General features: G+C 65.0%; 22 protein-coding genes. 18 read left to right on the top strand and 4 right to left on the bottom strand.

Going from position 1 to position 22,993, the window contains the following annotated elements:
- The first annotated feature begins 1,014 nt into the window (after nucleotides 1–1,014).
- The 4 genes from K7W03_RS21390 (at nucleotide 1,015) to K7W03_RS21405 (ending at nucleotide 4,873) form a co-directional block, all read left to right on the top strand.
- Entirely contained in the window at nucleotides 1,015–1,350 is a 336-nt protein-coding gene (locus tag K7W03_RS21390) for a hypothetical protein (protein WP_066562264.1), read from the top strand.
- 347 nt (nucleotides 1,351–1,697) lie between these two features.
- Nucleotides 1,698–3,065, top strand: a complete 1,368-nt coding sequence (locus tag K7W03_RS21395; RefSeq protein ID WP_172451727.1) for a TonB-dependent receptor domain-containing protein — start codon at nucleotides 1,698–1,700, stop codon at nucleotides 3,063–3,065.
- Nucleotides 3,055–3,999, top strand: a complete 945-nt coding sequence (locus tag K7W03_RS21400; RefSeq protein ID WP_171009932.1) for an ABC transporter substrate-binding protein — start codon at nucleotides 3,055–3,057, stop codon at nucleotides 3,997–3,999. The genes K7W03_RS21395 and K7W03_RS21400 overlap by 11 nt, the downstream gene beginning before the upstream one ends.
- Before the next feature lie 82 nt (nucleotides 4,000–4,081).
- Complete coding sequence (locus tag K7W03_RS21405; RefSeq protein WP_137708763.1) at nucleotides 4,082–4,873, top strand: class II aldolase/adducin family protein; 792 nt, start codon at nucleotides 4,082–4,084, stop codon at nucleotides 4,871–4,873.
- 169 nt (nucleotides 4,874–5,042) lie between these two features.
- Here the strand turns inward: K7W03_RS21405 and K7W03_RS21410 are convergent, their stop codons facing one another.
- Nucleotides 5,043–5,720 carry a fumarylacetoacetate hydrolase family protein gene (locus tag K7W03_RS21410; RefSeq protein ID WP_137708764.1) on the bottom strand — a complete coding sequence of 226 codons (678 nt, stop codon included), beginning with the start codon at nucleotides 5,718–5,720 and terminating at the stop codon, nucleotides 5,043–5,045.
- Nucleotides 5,721–5,941: 221 nt separating this feature from the next.
- A complete protein-coding gene (locus K7W03_RS21415) occupies nucleotides 5,942–7,204 on the bottom strand; it encodes an MFS transporter (RefSeq protein WP_222887270.1) in 1,263 nt (420 codons plus the stop codon).
- 221 nt (nucleotides 7,205–7,425) lie between these two features.
- Between K7W03_RS21415 and K7W03_RS21420 the strand changes: the two genes are divergently transcribed.
- On the top strand, nucleotides 7,426–8,442 hold the full coding sequence (locus tag K7W03_RS21420; RefSeq protein ID WP_222887271.1) for a fatty acid desaturase family protein: 1,017 nt from the start codon (nucleotides 7,426–7,428) through the stop codon (nucleotides 8,440–8,442).
- A gap of 81 nt (nucleotides 8,443–8,523) precedes the next feature.
- On the opposite strand, the gene K7W03_RS21425 is transcribed toward K7W03_RS21420, so the two are convergent.
- The gene (locus K7W03_RS21425) at nucleotides 8,524–9,597 is read right to left on the bottom strand and encodes an aromatic ring-hydroxylating dioxygenase subunit alpha (RefSeq protein ID WP_061936133.1); all 1,074 of its coding nucleotides are present in this window, start codon (nucleotides 9,595–9,597) and stop codon (nucleotides 8,524–8,526) included.
- Between the two features lie 249 nt (nucleotides 9,598–9,846).
- Between K7W03_RS21425 and K7W03_RS21430 the strand changes: the two genes are divergently transcribed.
- A complete protein-coding gene (locus K7W03_RS21430) occupies nucleotides 9,847–11,586 on the top strand; it encodes a sigma-54-dependent Fis family transcriptional regulator (RefSeq protein ID WP_065846479.1) in 1,740 nt (579 codons plus the stop codon).
- Between the two features lie 16 nt (nucleotides 11,587–11,602).
- Here K7W03_RS21430 and K7W03_RS21435 read toward each other — a convergent pair whose 3' ends face one another.
- On the bottom strand, nucleotides 11,603–12,529 hold the full coding sequence (locus K7W03_RS21435; protein ID WP_048575941.1) for a LysR substrate-binding domain-containing protein: 927 nt from the start codon (nucleotides 12,527–12,529) through the stop codon (nucleotides 11,603–11,605).
- A 121-nt stretch (nucleotides 12,530–12,650) separates the two neighbouring features.
- On the opposite strand from K7W03_RS21435, the gene K7W03_RS21440 reads away from it, so the two are divergent.
- The 12 genes from K7W03_RS21440 to K7W03_RS21495 form a co-directional block, all read left to right on the top strand.
- Nucleotides 12,651–14,093 (top strand): 2-hydroxymuconic semialdehyde dehydrogenase, encoded by a 1,443-nt coding sequence (locus K7W03_RS21440; RefSeq protein WP_065846448.1) that lies wholly within the window; start codon nucleotides 12,651–12,653, stop codon nucleotides 14,091–14,093.
- Nucleotides 14,090–14,899: a fumarylacetoacetate hydrolase family protein gene (locus K7W03_RS21445; RefSeq protein ID WP_083199059.1), complete on the top strand. Its 810-nt coding sequence runs from the start codon at nucleotides 14,090–14,092 to the stop codon at nucleotides 14,897–14,899. The genes K7W03_RS21440 and K7W03_RS21445 overlap by 4 nt, the downstream gene beginning before the upstream one ends.
- On the top strand, nucleotides 14,892–15,677 hold the full coding sequence (locus K7W03_RS21450; protein ID WP_065846447.1) for a 2-keto-4-pentenoate hydratase: 786 nt from the start codon (nucleotides 14,892–14,894) through the stop codon (nucleotides 15,675–15,677). The genes K7W03_RS21445 and K7W03_RS21450 overlap by 8 nt, the downstream gene beginning before the upstream one ends.
- Nucleotides 15,677–15,880 (top strand): tautomerase family protein, encoded by a 204-nt coding sequence (locus tag K7W03_RS21455; protein ID WP_025548043.1) that lies wholly within the window; start codon nucleotides 15,677–15,679, stop codon nucleotides 15,878–15,880. Before K7W03_RS21450 ends, K7W03_RS21455 begins: the two co-directional genes overlap by 1 nt.
- Nucleotides 15,877–16,770, top strand: coding sequence for an acetaldehyde dehydrogenase (acetylating) (locus tag K7W03_RS21460; protein ID WP_319024330.1), 894 nt, complete (start codon nucleotides 15,877–15,879; stop codon nucleotides 16,768–16,770). The genes K7W03_RS21455 and K7W03_RS21460 overlap by 4 nt, the downstream gene beginning before the upstream one ends.
- Complete coding sequence (gene dmpG / locus K7W03_RS21465; RefSeq protein ID WP_025548040.1) at nucleotides 16,767–17,813, top strand: 4-hydroxy-2-oxovalerate aldolase; 1,047 nt, start codon at nucleotides 16,767–16,769, stop codon at nucleotides 17,811–17,813. The genes K7W03_RS21460 and dmpG overlap by 4 nt, the downstream gene beginning before the upstream one ends.
- Nucleotides 17,814–17,842: 29 nt before the next feature.
- Nucleotides 17,843–18,616: an SDR family oxidoreductase gene (locus K7W03_RS21470; protein WP_044661075.1), complete on the top strand. Its 774-nt coding sequence runs from the start codon at nucleotides 17,843–17,845 to the stop codon at nucleotides 18,614–18,616.
- A 15-nt stretch (nucleotides 18,617–18,631) separates the two neighbouring features.
- Complete coding sequence (locus tag K7W03_RS21475) at nucleotides 18,632–19,057, top strand: tautomerase family protein (protein ID WP_044661076.1); 426 nt, start codon at nucleotides 18,632–18,634, stop codon at nucleotides 19,055–19,057.
- Between the two features lie 131 nt (nucleotides 19,058–19,188).
- Nucleotides 19,189–19,536, top strand: a complete 348-nt coding sequence (locus K7W03_RS21480; RefSeq protein WP_025548035.1) for a 2Fe-2S iron-sulfur cluster-binding protein — start codon at nucleotides 19,189–19,191, stop codon at nucleotides 19,534–19,536.
- Nucleotides 19,533–19,979 carry a GlcG/HbpS family heme-binding protein gene (locus K7W03_RS21485; protein ID WP_025548034.1) on the top strand — a complete coding sequence of 149 codons (447 nt, stop codon included), beginning with the start codon at nucleotides 19,533–19,535 and terminating at the stop codon, nucleotides 19,977–19,979. The genes K7W03_RS21480 and K7W03_RS21485 overlap by 4 nt, the downstream gene beginning before the upstream one ends.
- Nucleotides 19,980–20,912, top strand: a complete 933-nt coding sequence (locus tag K7W03_RS21490) for a catechol 2,3-dioxygenase (protein WP_025548032.1) — start codon at nucleotides 19,980–19,982, stop codon at nucleotides 20,910–20,912.
- A 64-nt stretch (nucleotides 20,913–20,976) separates the two neighbouring features.
- Nucleotides 20,977–22,993: TonB-dependent receptor (locus K7W03_RS21495; protein ID WP_226870377.1), on the top strand; the 2,017-nt coding region annotated here is incomplete at its 3' end.

Genomic DNA, 22,993 nt, shown 5'->3' on the forward strand with positions numbered 1-22,993 from the left:
TCTCGACACCCAATTTCCTACAGTAAGCCAATAGCTTATACCACTCCCGCCAACCCCTCATGACCTGCCAGGTGAATAAGAGAGGTTAGGCACAATGCCATTGCTATTGAAGCGGAGGGGCTCTTCACTAGGGCAACGATTTGGCAGTGAGGACGCGCTTATGACGGTGGTGGAGATGAGCCATGGCGAGATTTCGTGGTTTGATACATTGTAGCGTGGGGATCGCGGCGAACTGGGGGTCGTGGGACGCCATCTGATCATGCGGGTGCCGGCGAGGCGATCTCTTGAAATCTCCAAACCGGGCGCCGTTGCGATCCAGAGGTTTGCAATCGATCAAAGAAATTTGGAGACGGATTTTGAGTATCGGTGGATATCAAAAATCCATTCGTGAAAAACGTGGAGCGAGAAAATATTGACTTCGGTATCATGTGGCTTCATTAGCTCGTTAAGAGTACAATATAGTTCTTGGATATTTTGTTGGTCTCGACATTTAATGTTATTAACTTATTTTGAATATGCAGCGATGTACGTGCGTTTTTGAATACTGCCTCCGTCTCAAGACGTTTCAGGCAGTCTAATACTGTTGTTTCAGCCACATCGCTGCCCAGTCGCTGGCATACGGCCTCGCCGTCCTGCGATTGTGCGGAAGACTTTGCGTTCCCAGCCAGTAGCGGAAATTCGTCTCTAAGATTTAGTGAATTTCGCGATTTCGGCTGCGGTCTTGCGTTCCACCTATGACTGACCGTTTATCACGAACGAGCGCGACCTCCGCTTGCGCGCGAGGGAAGCCTAAGCTGACCGCCACTCCTAGAAACTTGCGCTCACGCGAAAAACATCATCGGTCGCTTGCTAGGGACCAAAATTACATTAAATCCAAGAATGGCGAAGGCATCGGCTAACCCGCGCAACCTTGAGCGTAGCTTATGGGTGAACCGCCACGAATCAATTGACCCAATTGTCTATTAATATAGTAGATAATTTGTGCTGCGCGGGGCAGCTTTGGCAGGGCAAAGTATGAAATTTTCCGATCAGCTTCTTCTGGCGGGCACCCTATGTGTCTTGTTTCCTATGGTCCTTGAAACCTCCCAAGCCCAGCTACAGCCCACAGACAATGCTCATGCCAGGGGTGAAATCATCGTCACCGCTGAACGCCGGGCGACTGATCTGCAAAAGACAGCTATCGCCATTTCGGCCTTCACGCCCGACTTGCTGGAGCAGCGCAATCTCACCAGCGTGGGCGAAAGCGACCCTATCCAGGAACCGGTGCTGGCCGTCTATGTCGACGATGTCTATGTTCCGCGCCAGATCGGATCGATGAGCGTACTGATCATCAGCCGACCAAGTGCATGAGGCACTTAGCGCTCCATCGGGTTGACAATGTGGCCCGGCCCGGGAAAGTCCAATCGAGATCGCGACGGGCGAGTATCGTTGCGCCAGCTGCGTTTCATTCAAAGCGGTCTAGCTGGTCTGTTGGGCGTAGCCTTCCGAGATTTAGATCTTCGGCATCAAGTCCCCCGGCTTGGAAGTTAGGTCTAAATTCGGGATTCGTCCATCACCTCGACAAGAACGAAAATTTGTTGGTATTGACCCAAAGAACCAAGGGATTTATAGAAGTCGAAGTAGGTTCCATAAGGTTGTTGGTAATCTTGTTGGATCTGCAAATTTTGGAATTTTGCAAATCTTTAATCTTCAACCATGTGCGTCGAAATTTAGTATCCCGGCAATGGACCCATAATGTCGATCTTCACCGGGAGGTTGAGATCGGCCTGGCCCAACCGCTGCAAATCTCCATCGGCGGCGAATATCGGCTCGACCGTTTCCGTACCTTCGCGGGCGATCCGCTGGCCTATGAACCGGCCACATACAGCTTCCGTCCCGGCGACCAGCAATATGACTGGAATGTCGGCGTCACCGCCTCGCCGGTGGTGCAGGGGGGCATCGTCCTCTCCCCCGCCGATGAAGCCGACATCAGCCGCAAGGTCTATGCGGGCTATGTCGATCTCGGCATCTATCCGCTCGACGCCTGGTATATCGGCGCCGCGATCCGCGCCGAACATTATAGCGACGGTTCGGGCAGTCCGGTCGGCCTGAAACTCAACAGCCGTTATGAGGTCAGCCCCACCTTCGCCGTTCGCGGCACGGTGGGCACCGGCTTCCGCGCGCCGTCGCTGACGCAGATCGGCTATGCCCAGACCGATGGGCGCACCTCCTCCTTCTTCAACGCGCAGACCGGGCAGACCGAATTGCGGCCCACCGTCGCCAAGCTGGTGACGGCGGATTCCGCCGTCGGCCAGCTGCTGGGCGCGAAGCCGCTCAAGGCGGAAAAGACCTGGAATGCCGGGCTGGGCTTCGTCTTTACGCCCACGCCGTCCCTGTCGGTGACGCTGGACGGCTATTATATCCGCATCAAGAACCGGATCGAACGCACCGGCCGCCTGTTCGGGCCGGGAATTTCCGCCATCCTCGCCGCCAATGGCCTGTCGGACATCGAACAGGCCGAATATTTCATCAACGCCGCCGACACCACGACCAAGGGCTTCGACCTGGTGGCCGATTATTCGAGGAACCTGGGCGATCTGGGCAAGCTGGGCCTGACCTTCGCCTTCAACTATTCGAAGACCAAGGTGACGGACGTCGTCGCCACCCCGTCGCAACTCTTCGGTCCCACCGGCGCTTCGCTGCTGGGGGCGGGTTCGGTCTTCTTCGGCGGCGACAAGATCGGTGAGCTGGAAGTGCTCCAGCCGCACACGAAACTGGTCAGTACGCTCAACTGGAGCAAGGGCATTTTCGGCTTCAGCCTCACCGCCACCCGCTACGGCAAATATACGCAGCGCACGGCGGCGGGCGACGACCGTCATTTCGGGGCGAAGGTCATCACCGACGCCAGCGTCAGCGCGAAAGTGACGGAATTCGCCACGCTTTCGGTGGGCGCCACCAACCTGTTCGACGTCCGCCCGGAAACCAACGGGCCGGGCAATCCCCAGACCGGGCAGGGCTATTACGGCCCGTCGCCCTTCAACCCCGCAGGCGGCTATTATTATGGACGGATCGCGCTTGCTTTCTGATCGCCGCACCTTCCTGGCGGGGGCGGCCGCCCTCGGCCTCGCCGCCTGCGCGGGGAAAAGCGGCCGCACGAAACTGGTGCTGGGCGACCAGGTCCATCTGCTGGAGTCGAAGGCGGAGGCGGCGGGCGCCCTGAACGACCTGCCCTATGACGTGCAATGGGCGAATTTCGTCGGCGCCGCGCCGCTGCTGGAGGCGCTTAACGCCGGGGCGGTCGACACCGCTCCGGCGGGCGACCTGCCGGTCGTGCTGGCCGCCTCGGCCGGCGTGCCGCTGAAGATCATCGCGGGTTCGATTTCATCGACCAGGGACATCGGCATTCTCGTGCCCGGCGACTCTCGCATCCGGTCCGTCGCGGGCCTTGCGGGCAAGCGCGTGATCGTGTCGAGCGCGAGGGGCAGCATATCCCATTATCTGCTGCTCGAAGCGCTCAAGGAAGCGAAGCTCGACCGGCGAAAGGTCGGCATCGGCTTCATGCTGCCCAATGACGCCGCCGCCGCCTTCGCCGCCGGGCAGATAGAGGCGTGGGCGACCTTCGGCACCTACCAGCTCGCGGCCGAACAGCGCGGCGCGCGCGTGCTGCGCAACGGGGAGGGGATCAACAGCGGCCTGACCCTGATCGCCGCGTCGCAAGCGGCGCTCGACAACCCGGCGAAGCGCGAAGCCCTGCGCGACGTCCTCGCCCGCCTCCGCAAGGCGAGCCTGTGGTCGCAGGCGCATCCCGCCGACTATGCCCGTATCTTCGTCCGGCAGACGAAGGTCGACCCCAAACTCGCCGCCCTGATCGTGGAACGGCAGAACCCGCTACTGATCCCGCCCGACGCGACGGTGGTGAAGCCGTTGCAACGGGTGGTCGACCGCTTCCATGCCGATGGCGAGCTGCCGGCCCATATCGACGTCGCCTCGATCGTGGACGCAGGCTTGTTCCCCGCATGAGCGTCGCCAATCGATCGATAAGTCATTCTCATTGGGCGGTGTCCCGCCGCCTCCCTAAAATACCGCGCAAAGGAGCAGCGCCATGGCCACAGTCTTGAAGGACGACCGTTTCCGCCAGTCGGGCATCAGCGAAGCGGAATGGAAGGTCCGCGTCGATCTTGCCGCTTTCTATCGCCTGTCCGCCCTCTATGGCTGGGACGATTTCATCTACACCCATATCTCGGCGCGCGTGTCGGGGCCGGAGCATCATTTCCTGATCAACCCCTTCGGCCTGATGTTCGATGAGATCACCGCCTCCAGCCTGGTCAAGGTCGACCTCGACGGCAATGTCATCGGGGAAAGCGACTATGGCATCAACTATGCCGGATATGTGATCCACAGCGCGATCCACGGCGCGCGGGACGATGCCCATTATATCGCCCATTTCCACAGCGCCGACGGCATGGCGGTATCGGCCCATGCCGAAGGGCTGCTGCCGCTCAACCAGCGCGCCCTGGCCCTGATCCCGCGCCTTTCCTACCACGATTATGAAGGCGTGGCGCTCAATCTGGACGAACGCGAACGGCTGGTGGCCGACCTGGGCGACACCAATGTCATGCTGCTGCGCAATCACGGCACGCTGGCGCTGGGTTCGACGCCGGGCGAGGCGTTCAGCGGCATCTATCATCTGGAGGAAGCCTGCAAGGCGCAGGTCCGCAGCCTTGCCGTGGGCCGCGACAGGGTGCTGATCGCCCCGGAAGCCGCGCAGGAGGAAGTCCGCCGCCAGATGAGCCGCGAGCGCAAGCCGGTCGAAGGCGCCAGATCGCATTACGACCTCGTCTGGGAGGCCGCGCTCCGCAAGGCGCAGCGCCAGTCGCCCGGCTTCGACGCCTGAGGGCATGGCGCAGGAAGGATGCGCGGCTGTGTTTGCCGCGCTCCTCTCCTTGTCGGTGGCTGTCCGTTGAGCGGGTGCCGGACGATGCGCGCATCGACTTGCGCCCGGTTGAAACCCTATACGATCGATTAGGCCGGCGAACGGATGCGCAGCGCGCGCGGGCCTGCATTCAATCCTCGAAGGAGATTTCCAGCGGCGGCAGTCCGTCGATGGACGCGACCAGCCTGTCCCCTCTTCCTATCGGCCCCACTCCAGCGGGCGTACCGGTGAAGATGAGATCGCCGGGGGCGAGCGCCACATAGGTCGAAAGATTGGCGATGATCTCGGGCACCGACCATATCATCTGGGACAGGTCGCCGGACTGGCGAAGCTCTCCGTTGACAGCCAGCGAAATGGCCCCCGACGACGGCGGCAGACCGGGGCGCAGGTCTCCGACGGGTGCGGAATCGTCGAACCCCTTGGCCATGTCCCAGGGGCGGCCCGCCTTCTTCGCCTCCGACTGCAGATCGCGGCGTGTGAGATCGAGGCCGACGGTCCAACCCCAGATGGCCGCGCTCGCCTGTTCGGCGCCGATCTTCGCACCGCCCGAACCAAGCGCCACCACAAGCTCGGCCTCATGATGCAGATCGCTCGTCAAAGGCGGAAAGGGAAGGCGCGATCCATTCGCCGCGACGGCGTCGGACGGCTTTGAAAAGAAGAAGGGCGGCGCCCGGTCCGGATCGGACCCCATTTCCCGCGCATGGTCCGCGTAATTCTGACCGACGCAGAATATCCTGCGAATGGGAAAGCGCTCCTGCGATCCTTCTATGGCGATGGTTGCGGGGGAAAGCTTCGGGATCGCATGCATGGCCAGTCCTCATTCTGCCGGGCGCCGACGAAAGCGGGAGGATGCGATCCTCCCATGGCGCGCTGCCCCCGATGAGCACAGTTGCCCCCGATCAGGCAATAGCCCTGCTGTCGCGAAAGGCGTTGGGAAGGTTTTTCGCGGGCAGGGGCACCCCAAGGCCAGCTTCACGGCCTGCAATTTCTGGACGGCCCTAAGCCAAGGTGCGCTTCGGTCTCTGAGGCTCAGCCTCGTGGCGGCCGCGTCTCGGGAAGCGTCAGCAGCACGGGAAGCACCGCCAGCGACACCAGCGCGATCATGATGCCCGGCGCCGCGGTCGATCCTGTTCGCTCCGTCAGCAGTTGTGCGAGCCACGGCGTCAGGCCACCGAACAATGCGGTCGCGGTCGTGGCGCCAAGGGCTAGCCCGCTCAGCCGCCCTTCGGCCGGAACCTGTTCGGCCGTCGTCACCGCGCCCACGGCACTGACGCCGCCCGCTAAAGCGGCGAGCACCACGGCGCCGGCCAGCGCCGACGACGTTCCCGCTCCGGCGAGCAGTCGGAAGGACAGATAGGGCAGCGCGGCCGACAGGACGGCCAGGGCGACGAGCACCGGGCGACGCCCGAACCGGTCGGCGGCCAGGCCCACAAATGGCGTCACGACAATCACCGCGACCGCCGCGACGGTCGCCAGTTTGAGCGCCTCCGCCTCGCTGAGCCCGCCAGACGAGACCAGGTGGATCGGCAGGTAGGTGATGCCGACATAATAGGTGATCGATCCCAGGGCCGAGATGGCGAAGCCCCTCGCCACGCCCGCTCCATGGCGCGATACCGCATGACCGAGCGGCCTGCTCACCAGCGTCCCTGCCGCGCGATGAAGCGCGAACTCTGGCGATTCCCGCATCGCCGCGCGGGCCACCAGGATCGTGCCCGCCAGCGCCGCGCCGAACAGGAACGGCAATCGCCAGCCCCAGCTTTCCAGCGCCGGAGCGGGAAGAAGGCTCACGGTCAGCGCCGACGCGCCCGCGGCCAGCAACCCGCCGACCTCGCTGGTCGCCGCCGCCATCGACGTGACGAGCGCGCGACGATGCGGCGCCGCGCCTTCCAGCAGATAGGCGACGACGCCGGTATATTCGCCCCCCACCGCAAATCCCATCACGCACCGCAGGGCCAGCAGCAATATCCCGGCGAGCGGGCCGATCTGCGCCACGGTCGGCAGCAGGGCGCTCAGCAGCATCGCCACCGTCATCAAGGCCATGGACAGGAGCAGCGTCGCCCTTCGCCCATGCCGGTCCCCGAAATGCCCGAACACCATCGCGCCCAGCGGCCGCATCAGATAGGCGACCGCAAACCCCGCCAGCGTCGTGAGCATCGCATTCCCGCCCACGAAGAACACGCGCGCAAGCACCGTGGCCAGGTAGAGGAACAGGGTGAAATCATACCATTCGACCACGGTGGACAGCGCCGCAAGGGTGAGCGAACGGCGGTCAAGTGGTTCCGAGGCGGGCATAAGCCATCCTTATCACCATCCGGCATGGCGGCAATCGCCGCGCCGACCTTTTGTGGAACGGGCGCGATGGACCGGTTGTCCGCCCTTCAGGAAAACTGGCCCGCGGCGGCGGGCGATCCGATGCGCTGCGCGAGCGCCCGCATCAGGAGCGAGCTTGACGCCGGATCGCACCGATCATAGCGTCCGCGACGGTTTGATGTTGCATTCGGAGACCTACTCCCATGGAAGAAAGCGCCAAGGAGCGTCCCCCCGGCTATCGATATTCGCGGCGGGGCACTTTGGCGCTGATCCGCGATCTTTCCGTCATCGACGATCGCCGCAACGCTCTGCTGCTCGTCCTCCAATGGGCAATAGCGATCGGGGCCGGGGCGATCGCCATCCATGTCGACCGAATTCCGGTTTACCTGCTGGCCGGCATCGTCATCGGAACGCGCATTCAGTGCCTGGCGGTGATGATGCACGATGCATGTCACGGCATGCTGTTCAGCAACCGGCGCCTCAACGACCTGATAGGGGACATATTCGTCGCCTATCCGCTCGGCTTCAGCGTCGACCTGTACCGCGCCAATCACCTGCATCACCACCGCTACACCAACACGCTGCGCGACCGCGATTATCGTGTCCAGCGGCGGGATTCCGACCAGCATTTCCCGAAAAGCGCGGCTGCCATGGCCTGGCTGCTGGTCCGCAGCGTGACCGGCCTCAACCTCTATCGCATGGCGCGGGACAGCCGCGTCTGGGCGCCCTTCGCCAATTTCCACAATCCCCGGCGCTTCGGTTATGATTTTCCCCTGGGCCTGCGCATCCGCTATGTGCTGTGGGCGCTGCTCTTCTACGGCCTGATCCTGTTGTCGCCCTATCGCTGGAAGATATTGGGGCTCCTGCTGATCCCGCAGTTCATCTGGGCGAATGTCTTCAATCGGATCCGGGCAATGGCGGAGCATAACGGCGTCTCCGACGAAAGCGAGCTGAAGGGCACGCGCACGGTCATCCCCACCCTGCTCGACAGGTTCCTGATCGCGCCCTTCAACGTGAGCTATCACCTGGAACATCATCTGTTCCCGTCGGTGCCCTGGCCCAATCTGCGCCGGCTGCACGCGCATCTGATGACCGATCCGGTCTATGCGGCGGAAGCGCACGTCACGCAGAGCTATTGGGGCGTGATCCGGGAGTTGATGCCGCCGCCCCTGCCGGCAGGGGAAGGCGAACTTGCCGCCCGCCCGGAAGTAAATCCCTGATGCCGACCTGTTTTCGCGCCTGACGCCCGGCGCTTCTTGCCGATGAAGCGCGAAATCCCGGCGCCGCCCGACTATTTTGGTTCAGGACCGGGCAACGGCGCGGCCCCATCCACTTGAAGTCGCATTTTCATTATCTATCGCCCGTTGCAGCTGTCGGCGTACCTTCACGGCCGCCAGATCGTTGGACAGCAGCATGGGTTTGAGGTCGAAGAATTCCTCGCCCCCCATCTCCCTTTGGCTCGCGGCGATGATGGGGCCATCTTCCGTCTCGAACGCCGCGTGCATGGCCGCCGTCTTGAACCTGTTATAGTCTCCATCCTCTTCCGCATGGTTCCGGCGCGTGGCGAAGAAATAATGGGTCTCATTCTCGTCGCCGGGCGTGCAGCTGTGCAGGTCATATTGGCTGACGCCCTGTTCGAAGGGCACATCGTCCTGCGCGGCCGCGATCGACAACTGGATATTGGCGGGCGCCGTCCATGTGACGCGGATGCTGTGCCGCGCCGTCTCCTCCGGGCGGGGCAGGAAGGGGGCGAAGATTCCGATGGGCGGGGTCTGGCTGTAGTCCCAACTGGCCGAAACGCTGTGGTCCGTTTCCTCCACCTGCGGGATCAGCGGCGACAATTGTCCGCGCGTCGTGATGATCTCGCCATGGACGTAGTCGACATGGCTGAGGTCCATGACATTGTCCAGGATCAGCCGGTAATCGACCGGCAACTTCATATAGGTGTGGCCGACGCCGTTGGCATGGCCCTCGTCCAGCGGCGCGAAGTCGGGCAGCAGCGCGGGATCGGCGGCCTCCTCCGCCATCCAGATCCACAGGAAACCGTGCCGTTCGATCAGCGGAAAGCTGCGCACGACCTGTCCCTTGGGCAATTGGCCGCGGCCGTGCGGGTTGTGGACGCAATGCCCGCCCGCGTCGAACCGCAGTCCATGATAGGGGCAGGCGATGGCGTCGCCCACCCGGCTGCCCATGGAAAGCGGGGCGAAACGGTGCGGGCAGCGGTCCTGAAGGGCGACCGCCTCTCCCCGCGCATCGCGGTAGATCAGGATCGACATGCCCAATATCCGGCGGTGGAAAAGCTGCGTCGCATCGACTTCGCTGGAGAGGGCGGCGACGTACCAGGCGCGCTTGAGATACAGGCTCTTTGCAGACATGATGATCCTTTTCCCATGGTCGCCGCACGGATGGCGGCTGATGCGGATCGTTCAGCAAGCAGCGTGCCAGATTGCGCGTCTCCGCCCCGTCCGTTCCGCATAAGCGGGCCGAAATCCCGTTCTTCCCGGACAAGGGGTGGGAAGGACATGCCGCGCACGACCACCTGTATGGGGGTGGAACAGGATCGGACTGTTGAAAATCATCTGCTTCTTCCCCTATGGTTGTCGAATAATCGACAGGAGTGGGGCGTGGCGCGGGCAGGCGGATCGACATCGGGCAAGTCGGGACTGGGGACCGCATTTCACGATGGCGGAGTCGCGCCCACCGGGGACCGCGACCTTGCCGACCTGCGCGACAGCTTCCATTTCGACCCGGCAAGCGCGGAGATCCGCCTGGGCAAGCGGCGGATGCTGCTGGTCGACGACATCGTCCTGGGCCAGTTGCGGCGCGAACTGGTGCGCGCGCTAGGCTATGAAAGCGCGCGCATGCTGATGTCGCGCATCGGCTATGGCACCGGCGTCGCGGATGCGCAGCTCGCGCAGGAATTGCGGCATCGCGGCAGCCTGGAGGACATCTATCGCGCCGGTCCGCAATTCCATGCGCTGAAGGGGGCCGTGCAGGTCGAGGAACTGGCGTTCGAGGCGGATTTCGAGGCCGGGCGTTTCTACGGCGAATATGTCTGGCACAATTCGGCGGAATGCGCGTCCCATGTGCAGGAAATGGGCATCGGCGCGCATCCGGCGGGATGGCAGCAGGCGGGATATGCATCGGGCTATGCCTCCACCTTCTTCGGCCGGCCGATGGTGTTCCGCGAACTGGAATGCATCGCGATGGGGCATGACCGCTGTTATCTGGTCGGGCGGCCGGCGGATGAATGGCCGGACGCCGACGCCGAACTGCGCTGGTTCCGCGCCGACACCTACAGCCGTCGACCGGTGCCGCCGGACAGCGCAGGGCCGGTGGACGTGGACCTGCATATGGGCGCGCGCGCGATCGTGGGCGCGTCGTCCGGCTTCAACACGGTGCTGCATCTGGTGGACAAGGTCGCGCCCACCATGGCGCCCGTGCTGTTCCTGGGCGAAAGCGGCGTCGGCAAGGAAGTGTTCGCGCGCGAACTGCACAAGCGCAGCCGGCGCGCCGACAGGCCGATCGTCGCGGTCAATTGCGCCGCCATTCCGGAGACATTGCTGGAGGCGGAATTGTTCGGGGTGGAGAAGGGCGCCTTCACCGGCGCTGTCGCGACACGCCCCGGCCGGTTCGAGCGGGCCGCCGGCGGCACCCTGTTCCTCGATGAGATCGGCACGCTGTCCCTCGCCGCGCAGGGCAAGCTGCTGCGCGTTTTGCAGGACGGCGATTATGAGCGGGTGGGCGGGACGAAGACGCTGACCGCCGACGTCCGCCTGATCGCCGCCACCAATGCCGACCTGCGCGCCGAGATGGAGGCGGGCCGTTTCCGCGCCGACCTGTTCCACCGGCTGAGTCCCTTTCCCGTCTATATCCCGCCGCTGCGGGAGCGCCGGGCGGACATCCCGGTGCTGGCCAATCATTTCCTTGCCCGCCTCTGCCAGCGGCACGGCCGCGGCCTGCTGCGCCTGGAGGCGGAGGTCGTCCGCGCCTTCCACGACTATGGCTGGCCGGGCAATATCCGCGAGATGGAGAATCTGGTGGAGCGGGGCGTCATCCTGGCGGCGGACGGGGAGGCGATCGGCCTGCACCATCTGACGCTGGGCGTGGGCAACCGGACAGACGGCTTCGTGCCCGACCCGTTCCGCGATTTCGTCGCGCGCCGTTTTCGCCAGCATGGCAGGGGCGCTGAGCAGGATGTCGGCGCGATGCTGCTCGACAGCGGACTCAGCCAGCAACAGATCGCGGATCAACTGATTGCGGCCGCCCTGTGCCGCAGCGGCGGCAATGTCAGCGCCGCCGCCGCCGCGCTGGGCATGACGCGCGCGCAGGTGCAATATTGGAAGGGGCGGCGGGGCGGATGAAGGGCCCCGCCGGAAATCAACGGCCGTGGTCGGACGGCCGTTCCGTCACCGTCTTCACCGCCTGCCGGAAACCGTCGATCAGCGGCGATTCGTCGCCGGAGCGGTAGATCATGCACAGGTCGAACGCGGCCGGACCGTCATCTTCGGCCAGCGGTACATAGACCACGTCCGGCAATTGCAGCGTCCGCGCCGATTCCACCGCCGCCGCCAGTCCCACGCCGCTCGACACGAAGGCGACGGCCGTCACCACGTCGTCGACCGTCTGCACGACATTGGGTTCGATGTTGAGGTCGTGAAAGGCGCGCAGCAGGAAATTGCTGAACCCGCCCGACTGGCTGGCGCGGGGATAGAAGATCATCGGTTCCCCCGCCAGGTCCGACAGGGCGATGGATGCGCGGCCCGCCAGCCTGTGGTTGCGCGGCATGGCGATGATCATCGGCTCGTGCACCACGGTTTCCCATTGCAGTCCGGGATATTCCAGGAAGAATCGGTTGAAGCCGATGGCGATCCGCCGTTCCTGCAACGCCTTCACCTGCGTGTCGCGGTCCATATTGTGCAGGATCACCTCGACATTGGGATAGCGCTTTCGGAAATCGAGCACGATGCGCGGCACGATGTCGAGCACGGCGGACCCGAACACGCCCACGTCCAGCCGGCCGAGCGCGCCCTGACCGATCAGTTGCGTCGTGGCGCAGGCCTGCTCCACCAGGTTCAGGATGTTGACCGCCTCCGTATAGAGGGCCTGCCCGGCGGCGGTGGGTTCGACGCCATGACGCTTGCGCACCAGCAGGGACACGCCCAGCACTTCCTCCAGATACTGGATCTGGCGGGTCAGCGGCGGCTGGGACAGATGGAGTTCCTGGGATGCGCCCCGGATGCTGCCATGGCGCACGGTCTCCACGAAATAGCGCAGGTGGCGGATGTCGATGCGGTTCGCGAACATGTCTTGCGCCTTTCGATGCTGGTCGAGATATGCCTTACAGGTATCTCAAAGCGTATAAAACAGTATTATTGGGTAAGGCTATCCTTCGTTAGAAGGTCAGGCAACGACATGGAGAGGACAGTTGGCGCATTTCCAGCATTTCATCGACGGAACCTTCACGCACGGAACGTCCGGCAGGACTTTCCCCAAATATCGGCCCAGCGATGGCGCGCTGATCGGCCATGTGCATGAGGGCGGCCGCGCCGAAATCGACCTGGCGGTGCAGGCGGCGCGGGCGGCGCAGAAGGGCCCCTGGGCAAGGCTGACGGTGGACGATCGGTCCGACCTGATGCGGGCCGTCGCGGACGGCATCGTCCGGCGCTTCGACGATTTCGTGGCGGCGGAAATGGCCGATACCGGCCAGCCCCGGTCGATGATGGAACATGCCTTCATCCCGCGCGGCGCGGCCAATTTCCGGATCTTCGCCGACGTTGTGAAGAATGTCGCGACCGAGAGCTTCCAGACGCCGACTCCGGACGGGCGGGGCGCGCTCAACTATGCGATCCGCAAGCCCAAGGGGGTGATCGGCGTCATCTGCCCATGGAACGCGCCGCTGCTGCTGATGACGTGGAAGGTCGCGCCGGCGCTCGCCTGCGGCAACAGCGTGATCGTGAAGCCGTCGGAGGAGACGCCGGGCACCGCGACCCTGCTGGGCGAGGTGATGAACGATGCGGGCGTGCCCGCGGGCGTCTATAATGTCGTCCACGGCTTCGGCCCGGACAGCGCGGGCGGATATCTGACCCAGCATCCGGGCGTCGACGCGATCACCTTCACGGGGGAGACGCGCACCGGCACCGCCATCATGCAGGCGGCGGCGCATGGCCTGCGTGACGTGTCCTTCGAATTGGGCGGCAAGAACAGCGCGATCGTCTTCGCCGACGCCGATCTCGACGTGACGCTGGAGGCGCTGGGCCGATCCGTCTTCCTCAATTGCGGGCAGGTGTGCCTGGGCACCGAGCGGGTGTTGGTCGAGCGGCCGCTGTTCGAGGCGCTGGTCGCGGGTCTCAAGGAAAAGGCGGAGGCGCTCAGGCCCGGCGCGACCTTGGGCCCGCTCATCTCCGCCGAGCACCGCGAAAAGGTGCTGTCCTATTATGAAAAGGCCGTGGCGGAGGGCGCGAGTGTCGTGACCGGCGGCGGCGTGCCGACCATGCCCGAGGAACTTTCGGGCGGCCATTGGGTGCAGCCGACGATCTGGACCGGCCTGGCGGACGAGGCGTCGGTCTGGAACGAGGAGATTTTCGGTCCCTGCTGCCACATCCGCCCCTTCGACAGCGAGGAGGAGGCCATCGCCGTCGCCAATGCGACCGATTACGGCCTTTCCACCGCCATCTTCACGCGGGACCTGTCGCGCGCGCACCGCGTCGCGGCGGAGGTCGACGTGGGCATCACCTGGGTCAACAGCTGGTTCCTGCGCGACCTGCGCACGCCCTTCGGCGGCACCGGGCATAGCGGCATCGGCCGGGAAGGCGGGGTCCACAGCCTCGAATTCTATACCGAGCTGCGCAACATCTGCGTGAAGCTGTGACCGTGCTGGACGCGGCCGCCATCGCCCGGCACGGCGACGAACTGTACGAGGCGCTGGTCGCCGGCGCGACTGTCCCCAATCTGCGGGACCGGGTGCCGGGCATCACCATCGTCGATGCCTACCACATCCAGGCCCGCATGATCGGGCGGCGCGTCGCCGCGGGCGAGACGGTCGTCGGCAAGAAGATCGGCGTCACCTCCCGGGCCGTGCAGAACGCCATCGGCGTGTTCGAACCGGACTTCGGCATATTGACCAGCGCCATGGCCTATGACGATGGCGCGACCGTCCCGATCGAAGCGCTGATCCAGCCCAAGGCGGAGGCGGAGATCGCCTTCGTCCTGAAACGCGACCTGAAAGGCCCGGGCGTCACGGCGGCGGACGTGCTGGCGGCGACGGACCATGTCCGCGCCTGTTTCGAGATCGTCGACAGCCGCATCACGAACTGGGACATCCGCATCCAGGACACGGTGGCCGACAACGCCTCCTGCGGCGTCTATGCGCTGGGCCGCGAGAAGATCGATCCGCGCGACGTGGATCTGGCGCTGGCCGGCATGTGGGCGGAACGCAATGGCGAGCAGGTGGCCGTGGGCGTGGGCGCGGCCGTGCAGGGATCGCCCGCCAATGCGGTCGCCTGGCTCGCCAATACGCTGGGCCGGCTCGACATGCCCTTCCTGGCCGGGGAGGTGATCCTGTCCGGCGCGCTGGGGCCGATGTTCCCGGTGGGCGAGGGCGACCATATCGCCATGCGCATCGGCGGGATCGGCGATTGTTCCCTGACCTTCGGCCGGAGGACCGCCGATGCTTGATGCAGCAGCCATCGCCGAACTGGCGAACCGGGTGGACGGCGCCCAGTCGAACCGCCACACCATCGCGAAGCTGACCGACGATTATCCGGGCATGACCGTCGATGACGGCTATGCCGTGCAGGACGAATGCCTGCGCCGCTGGCAGGCGCGGGGCCGGGCGCTGATCGGCTACAAGGCCGGTCTCACCTCGCGGGCCAAGATGATCCAGATGGGCGTCGACGTGCCGAGCTTCGGCCTGCTGATGCGCGACACATGCGATGCGGAAGGCGGCGTGGTGCCGACCGCCGGGCTGATCCATCCGCGCGTCGAGGGGGAAATCGCCTATGTCATGGCCCGCGACCTGTCCGGCCCGGCCGTTTCCATCGATCAGGTCCATGCCGCGACGGACTTCATCCAGCCCGCCATCGAGATCCTCGACAGCCGGTTCGAGAAGTTCAGGTTCGACCTGCCGAGCGTCGTCGCGGACAATGGCTCCAGCGCGCGCTTCGTCATGGGCGGGCGGATGCGGCGGCCCAATGATGTCGACCCCGCGACCATCGGCATCGTGCTGGAAATCAACGGCGAGGCGGCGGCGCTGGCCTGTTCGGGCGCGGTGCTGGGCCATCCCGCCCGCGCCGTGCAGATGCTGGTCGCCTGGCTCCATGAGCGGGGGCGGATATTGCCCGCCGGCTCGGTGGTGCTGACCGGCGCCGCGACGGAAGCGATGCCGATCGCGAAAGGCGACATCGTTTGCGCCCGCTTTCAGGACATGGGCAGCATCAATGTGAGGATAGACTGATGCCGATTATATCCGTGGTCATTGGCGAAGGCCGCTCGATGGAAAAGAAATGGGCCTTCATCCGCGCCCTCACCAGGGCGACGGTCGAAACCATGGACGTGCGTCCCGACCAGGTGCGCGTGATCCTGAACGAAACCCCCTTGGACCATTATGCCGTCGCCGGCGTGACGTTCGGCGAAAAGGCGCAGCAGGGACAAAGTTGATGACCAAAGTGAAATGCGCCATCATCGGGCCGGGCAATATCGGCACCGACCTGCTCTACAAGCTGCTGCGTTCCGACAGGCTGGAGCCGGTCTGGATGGTCGGCGTCGATCCGGCGTCCGAAGGGCTGGCGCGGGCGCGGGAGCTGGGGCTGAAGACCACCGATGCGGGCGTCGACGGCCTGGTGCCGCATGTCGCCAGGGACGGCGTGAAGATCGCGTTCGACGCGACGTCGGCCTATGTCCATGCCGAAAACAGCCGCAAGCTGAACGAGCTGGGCGTGCTGATGATCGACCTGACGCCGGCGGCCATCGGTCCGCTTTGCGTGCCGGCGGTCAACCTGGCGCAGCAGGCGCGCGACGGCGCGGTCAACGTCAACATGGTGACCTGCGCGGGTCAGGCGACGATCCCGATGGTGAACGCGGTCAGCCGCGTCCAGCCGGTCGATTATGCGGAGATCATCGCGACGGTGGCGTCCAGGTCGATCGGCCCCGGCACCCGCAAGAATATCGACGAATTCACCCGCACCACCCCCGCCGCGATCGAGAAGGTGGGCGGCGCGGCGAAGGGCAAGGCGATCGTCGTCGTCAATCCCGCCGAACCGCCGCTGATGATGCGCGACACCGTCTATTGCGAGACCGCCGACGAGCCGGACCGGGACGCGATCGCCGCATCCGTGCAAGAGATGATCGCGCAGGTGCAGCGCTATGTGCCGGGCTATCGGCTGAAGAACGGGCCGACCTTCGAGGGGCGCAAGGTCTCCATCTTCCTGGAGGTCGAGGGGCTGGGCGACTTCCTGCCCCGATATGCGGGCAATCTGGACATCATGACCGCCGCCGCCGCGCGCACGGGCGAGATGTTCGCGCAGGAGATGATGGAGAGCGTGCAATGACGACGACGGCGCAGATCAAGGGCCGGAAGGTCAAGCTGCATGACATGTGCCTGCGCGACGGCATGCATTCGATGCGGCACCAGATCAGCCTGGACCAGATGATCGCCATCTCGACCGGGCTGGACGAGGCGGGCGTGCCCCTGTTGCAGGTGACGCATGGCGATGGGCTGGGCGGTTCGTCGCTCAACTATGGGCGCGGCGCGCATAGCGACCGCGACTATATCACCGCCGTCGCGTCCCGCATGAAGAACGCCACCGTGTCGGTCCTGCATGTGCCGGGCATCGGCACGCTGGACGAACTGCGCATGGCGGCGGATTGCGGCGCGGGCTGCGTCCATGTCGCGTCCCACTGCACGGAGGCGGACGTGACCGAACAGCATATCGGCCTCGGCCGGAAGCTGGGGCTCGACACGGTGGGCTTCCTGATGATGGCGCACATGACCTCGGTCGAAACGCTGGTCGAACAGGCGCTGCTGATGGAAGGCTATGGCGCGACGACCGTCTATTGCGTCGACAGCGCCGGTTACATGCTGCCCGAAGATGTGACGGCGCGGATCGGCGCGTTGAAGGGCGCGTTGCAGGCGGAGACGGAGATCGGGTTCCACGGCCATCACAATCTTGGCCTTGGGATCGCCAATTCGCTGGCCGCCGTGGCGGCGGGCGCCAGCCGGATCGACGGGTCCGCCGCCGGTTTCGGCGCTGGCGCCGGCAACACCCCGCTGGAGGTATTCGCCGCCGTGTGCGAGCGGATGGGGGTGGAAACGGGCGTCGACACCTTCCGCCTGATGGACGTCGCGGAGGAGCGGGCGCTGCCGATGATGGCGAAGCCCCCGCGCGCCGACCGGGACAGCCTGACGCTGGGCTATGCCGGGGTCTATTCCACCTTCCTCTACGCGGCCAAGGATTGCGAGCGCAAATATGGCCTGCCCGCCCGCGACCTGCTGGTCGAACTGGGCCGCCTGAAGATGATCGGCGGGCAGGAGGACATGATAGAGGATACCGCCCTCACAATGGCGAAGGAGCGCGGGCTGATTTCGGCCTGACGCCCGGTTTTCAGATCGGAGTGAAGAGCATGTCCGTTCCGGGCAGGAATTTCGGCGCCCATTGCGTGGTCGTCGGCGCGAGCGGCGCATTGGGCAAGGCGATCGTCGCCGGGCTGGTGGCGCGCAAGATGCATGTCGTCGCGGTGGCGCGGTCGCGCGAGCCGCTGGAGGCGCTGGTCGATCGCCATGGCGCGGGCGTGGTGATGCCGGTCGTGGCCGACTTCGCGTCCGACGATGCGGTCGATGCGCTTCGGGCGCGGCTGGACCGGCCGGTCGCCATGGTCGTCCATGCGCCCGGCGTGCCGGTGGCGGGCGGCATTCGCGCCGCGCCCACCGACGCGCTGGTGGAGGCCTGCAACATCAAGGTCGGCGGCTTCGTCCGGCTGGTGCGCGCGGTGGAGGACCGACTGCGCCGCCACAGCCGCCTCGTCGCGATCGGCGGCCATTACGGGTTCGAGCCGACCGCCTATGCCGCCACCGCCGGGGTCGCCAATGCGGCGCTCGCCAATGTGGTGCGGCAGATGAGCTGGGCCTATGGCGGGGAGGGGATCACCGCCCATCTTGTCGCCCCCGGCCCCGCCGATACCGATCGGCTGCACAAGGTCGCGGCGGCGCGGGCCTCGGAAAACGGCGGCTCGGTCGCGGACGAGCTGGACGCGATGCGCGGCGAATCCGCCATCGGCGCGCTCACCACCCCGAGCCAGGTCGCCTGGGCCGTGGCGATGCTGCTCGATGCGGAGGCGGACGCCATGGCGGGCGCGGCGATAATGCTGGACGCGGGCCGCCGGCGCGGCCTGCCTTGAGGAAGGAGAAGCGGCATGCCCATCGTGCAATTCCATCTGGTGGCGGACCAATATCCGGAAGAAGCCGTCGCCGCGCTGCTGGAGGCAGCCTCGTTCTTCTATGTGCAGGCGCTCTATCCCACGGTTTCGCCGCCGCCCCTGGAGCGGGTGCGCGCTTTCGCCACGAGCGTGCCGGCGCATCGCTGGGCGACGGGCGGCCGGCTGGTCAGCGATGGCGGGGCGGCAGCGCCCTGGTTCACCTGCATCGCCCTCGAAGGCCGCCCGACAGAACAGTTGCAGGCCCTGGCGGCGGGGTTCACCGACCTTGTCGAACGCCATCTGGGCTGCGACCGGTCGCTGATACGCGGCACGGTGATGCCGGTCGCCCCCGCGCTGTGGAGCATCGGCGGCGTTCCCGCCAGCGAGGCGCGCGCGTCCGAAGCGTCGCTGCGCGCCGGATGACGGGCCAAGGATGATGGGCAGGGGTGATGCGCATGGAGTATCACAGGCGAGCGGAAAGGGTATTTGTCGGTAATTCACCCCATGATTATGATCGGTGAAAAGAACAGAATGACTGGCAGGAGAGAGATCGGATGGACGATCGCGATGTTGAAGGCCTGACCCAAGCGGCGCCGTTTCAGATAGAGATAGGGGGCGTGCGCTTTCCCTGCCGCGCCGACCAGAGCCTGCTGGCGGCGATGATCGCGTCCGGACGCAAGGCGCTGGCCGTGGGATGCCGCAGCGGCGGGTGCGGCGTCTGCCGCATCCGGATACAGGCGGGCCGCTGTTCCACCGGGCATATGAACCGCGCCGTGGTGAGCGCCGCCGATGAGCAGGCGGGCATCGTCCTGGCCTGCCGCGCCTATCCGTCGAGCGATATTCGCGCCGTGCCGTTGCCGCGCGCATCCTTCGGCGCCGCCCCGGTCGGCCGCGCCGCATGAGCGCGATTGCGGAGATCGGCGCCCCCGCGGCGCAGGCGGTGGAGCGGATGCTGTCCGCCGGCCGCGCCCGCGCGGAGGCGATCGGCGCCCGCGTGCATGTCGCGGTCGTGGATGGGGCGGGCAATCTCGCGGGCTATCTGCGGATGCCGGGATCGTTCCTTAGTTCAGGCGAACTGGCGATCGACAAGGCCTATACCGCTGCCAGCTTCGCAATGGCGACGCGCGATTTCGGCGCGCTGCTGGAGCGGGCGCCCCGCCCGGTGCGCGACGGTTTGCTGCGCCGGCCGCGCCTGACGGAAGTTCCGGGCGGCTGTCCCGCCGAGGTGCAGGGGCGCCTGATCGGGGCGGTCGGCGTGTCGGGCGGCAGCGAAGTGGAAGACGAGGACATCGCCGCAGCCGCCCTGGCGGCCATGCTGCGCGACGATATTTCTGGGAGAGAATGAATGGCGATTCGTGGATTGCTCCGGGTCGGCGAAGTGTGCGTCAGGGTGTTCGACATCGACGACGCGCGCCGCCACTATGGCGAGCGGATGGGTCTTATCGAAACCTATCAGGGCGACCCCGACAAGCTCTATTACAAGGTCGCGGACGAGCATGACTGGTATTCGCTGGTCCTGGAGAAGGCCGATGCGCCCGGCGTCGAATATTTCGCCTTCCGCACCTATGAGGATGCGGAGATCGACCATTTCGCCGCGGCGCTGACCGAATATGGCCTTGCCGTCGAACATGTCGAGCCGGGCGTGTATCCCAAGAGCGGCCGGCGCATCCGCTTCACCCTGCCGTCGGGCCATGTCATGCACATCTATGCCGACAAGGAGAAGATCGGCAACGGCATGCCGACCCGCAACCCCGGCACCATTCCCGACGAAGGCTATATTCGCGGCTTCCGCTGCGTGCGGCTGGACCATGTGCTGCTGGGCGGACCCAACATCGTCGAGAACAGGGACATCTTCACCGGGATATTCGGCTTCACCGTCAGCGAGGAACTGGTCACGCAGGGGGACGAGACCCGGCTTGCGGTCTTCCTTTCCTGCTCCAACAAGCCGCATGACATCGCCTTCATCCTGCAACCGGATGGCAGCCGCTTCCACCATGTCTCCTTCCTGCTGGATTCGGTGAACGACCTGTTCCACGCGGGCGACCTGATCGGCAAATATGAAATCCCGGTCGACGTGTCGGTGAACCGCCATGGGGTGACGCGCGGCGCGACCATCTATTTCTTCGATCCGTCGGGCAACCGCAATGAAGTCTTCACCGGCGGCTATGTCCATTATCCCGATACGCCGACGCTGACCTGGGACACCAGCCAGTTGGGCAAGGCCACTTTCTCGCAGGACAATATGCCGCGCGAGAGCTTTCTGAACGTTCTGACCTGACGGTCATCGACAAGACAGGCCGCGACAAGGCGGCCGATACATAAGGGACAAGGGGAGTTTTATCATGAAGTCTGGAATTTCGAACGGCGCGTCCGCGCTGGCGGTGGCGCTCGTCCTTTCGACATCGGCCGCGATGGCGCAGGACGCCGCCGCGCCGCAGGAGAATGTCGGCCTCCAGGACATCGTCGTCACCGCGCAGAAGCGGTCCGAAAGCGCGCAGCAGGTGCCGATCGCCATTTCCGCCGTCACGTCGGAAGCGCTCCAGTCCAAGGGGCTGACCGACATCGCCAGCATTTCCGGACAGGCGCCCAACGTCACCCTGAAAAGCTCCGGCGCGTTCGGCGGGTCCAGCTCGACCCTCTTCACCTATATCCGCGGTATCGGCCAGAATGATTTCGGCTTCAACCTGGAACCGGGCGTGGGCGTCTATGTCGACAATGTCTACCTCGCCCGCAACATCGGCGCGAATGTCGACCTGCTGGACCTTCAGCGCGTCGAAGTGCTGAAAGGACCGCAGGGCACGCTGTTCGGCCGCAACACCATCGGCGGCGCGCTCAACATCGTCACCTCCGATCCGGGCGACGAATGGAAGGTGAAGGGCGAAGTCACGACCGGCCGCTACGATCGCATCGACGTGCGCGGCGCGCTGGAAGCGCCGTTGGCGCCGGGCGTGCTGCACATGGGCCTCGCCTTCTCCACCAAGCATCGCGACGGCTGGCAGAAGCGCATTCCCTATGAAGGCGATACCGGCAACAACCCGATCTGGCTGCTGGCGACCGGCGGCGCGTCGGGCGGCCCCGCCAACGGCAATACGGACGGCGCGATCCTCTTCCCGACGACGGCGAAGGACAGGCCCGACCGGTCGGGCAACATGAACCAGACCGCCGTGCGCCTGAAATTCCTGTTCACGCCCAATGACAGGCTCACCATGCGGCTGATCGGCGACTATCTGAACGTGGATGAGCAGGCGACGCCCTTCTCGCTGCTGGCGGTCAACCAGAATGCCTATGTCGCGCTCTACAACACCTGCATCTCGGGCAATCCGGCCTTCTACGCGCCGGTCGCCGCGCTGGCGGGCGTGCCGGCCGCCGGCGTGACCGACCTGTGCCAGGGCGTGCGCGGCAATGCCGGGTCGCCGGCCGGCATCCAGCCTTCGCTGGAAAGCCAGGCGGGGCAGAACCTGCCCTATGACAACCGCTATGTGATCCGCAACGCGGACGGCAGCATCAATCCCGATCTCAGCTACGCCAGCGGCGCCAATTACAACAAGATCGACAATTACGGCATCAATGGCCAGATCGATTACGACCTGACCGATGCGCTGACGATCAAGTCGATCACCGCCTATCGCCGGCTGAAGTCCAAATTCGGCGCCGACATCGGCGGCGCGCCCTTCTCCGCGCTCGCGCCCACCTTCGCGGATTGGGAAAACCAGCTTTCGCAGGAAGTGCAACTGGTCGGCAATATATGGGAAAACCGCTGGAAATTCGTGCTGGGCGGCTATTATTTCCATGAATATGGCCGCCACGCGGACCGGGTGCCCTTTATCGGCGGCATGATCCAGATCGTGTCGAACGACCGTTACGACACCAAATCCTATGCCGCCTTCATGCACAACAATATCGATGTCATCCCCGACAGGCTGGGGCTGACCCTCGGCATCCGCTATACCCGCGACGACAAGCGCTTCACCGGCACGCAGCGGGACGAAAACGCCTTCGGCCTGCGCTTGACCCAGGCGCCGCCCGCGCTCGTCCTGCCCGATCCCAACGACATCTACCGCGTCTATCCGCTGGGCGAAAACAGCATGTCGTTCGAAAATGTCTCCTACCGGATCGGCGCGGAATATCACATCAACCGCCGGGTGATGGCCTATGCCTCCTACGCCACGGGCTACAAGGGCGGCGGCTGGACCACGCGCCTGACGCTGCCCAATTTCACCGTCGTCAACGGCGTGCCGGTCAAGCTGCCCGCGCCGACCTTCGGCCCGGAAAAGGGAGACCTGTGCGCGGGTGGGCGTAGCACTCTAAAATCTTATGGATATTCGACGAGCGTTCGATCCGGCCTATGCTTTGCAGGCG

It is taken from the genome of Sphingobium sp. PNB, from assembly GCF_019873065.1.
Taxonomy (GTDB): domain Bacteria; phylum Pseudomonadota; class Alphaproteobacteria; order Sphingomonadales; family Sphingomonadaceae; genus Sphingobium; species Sphingobium fuliginis.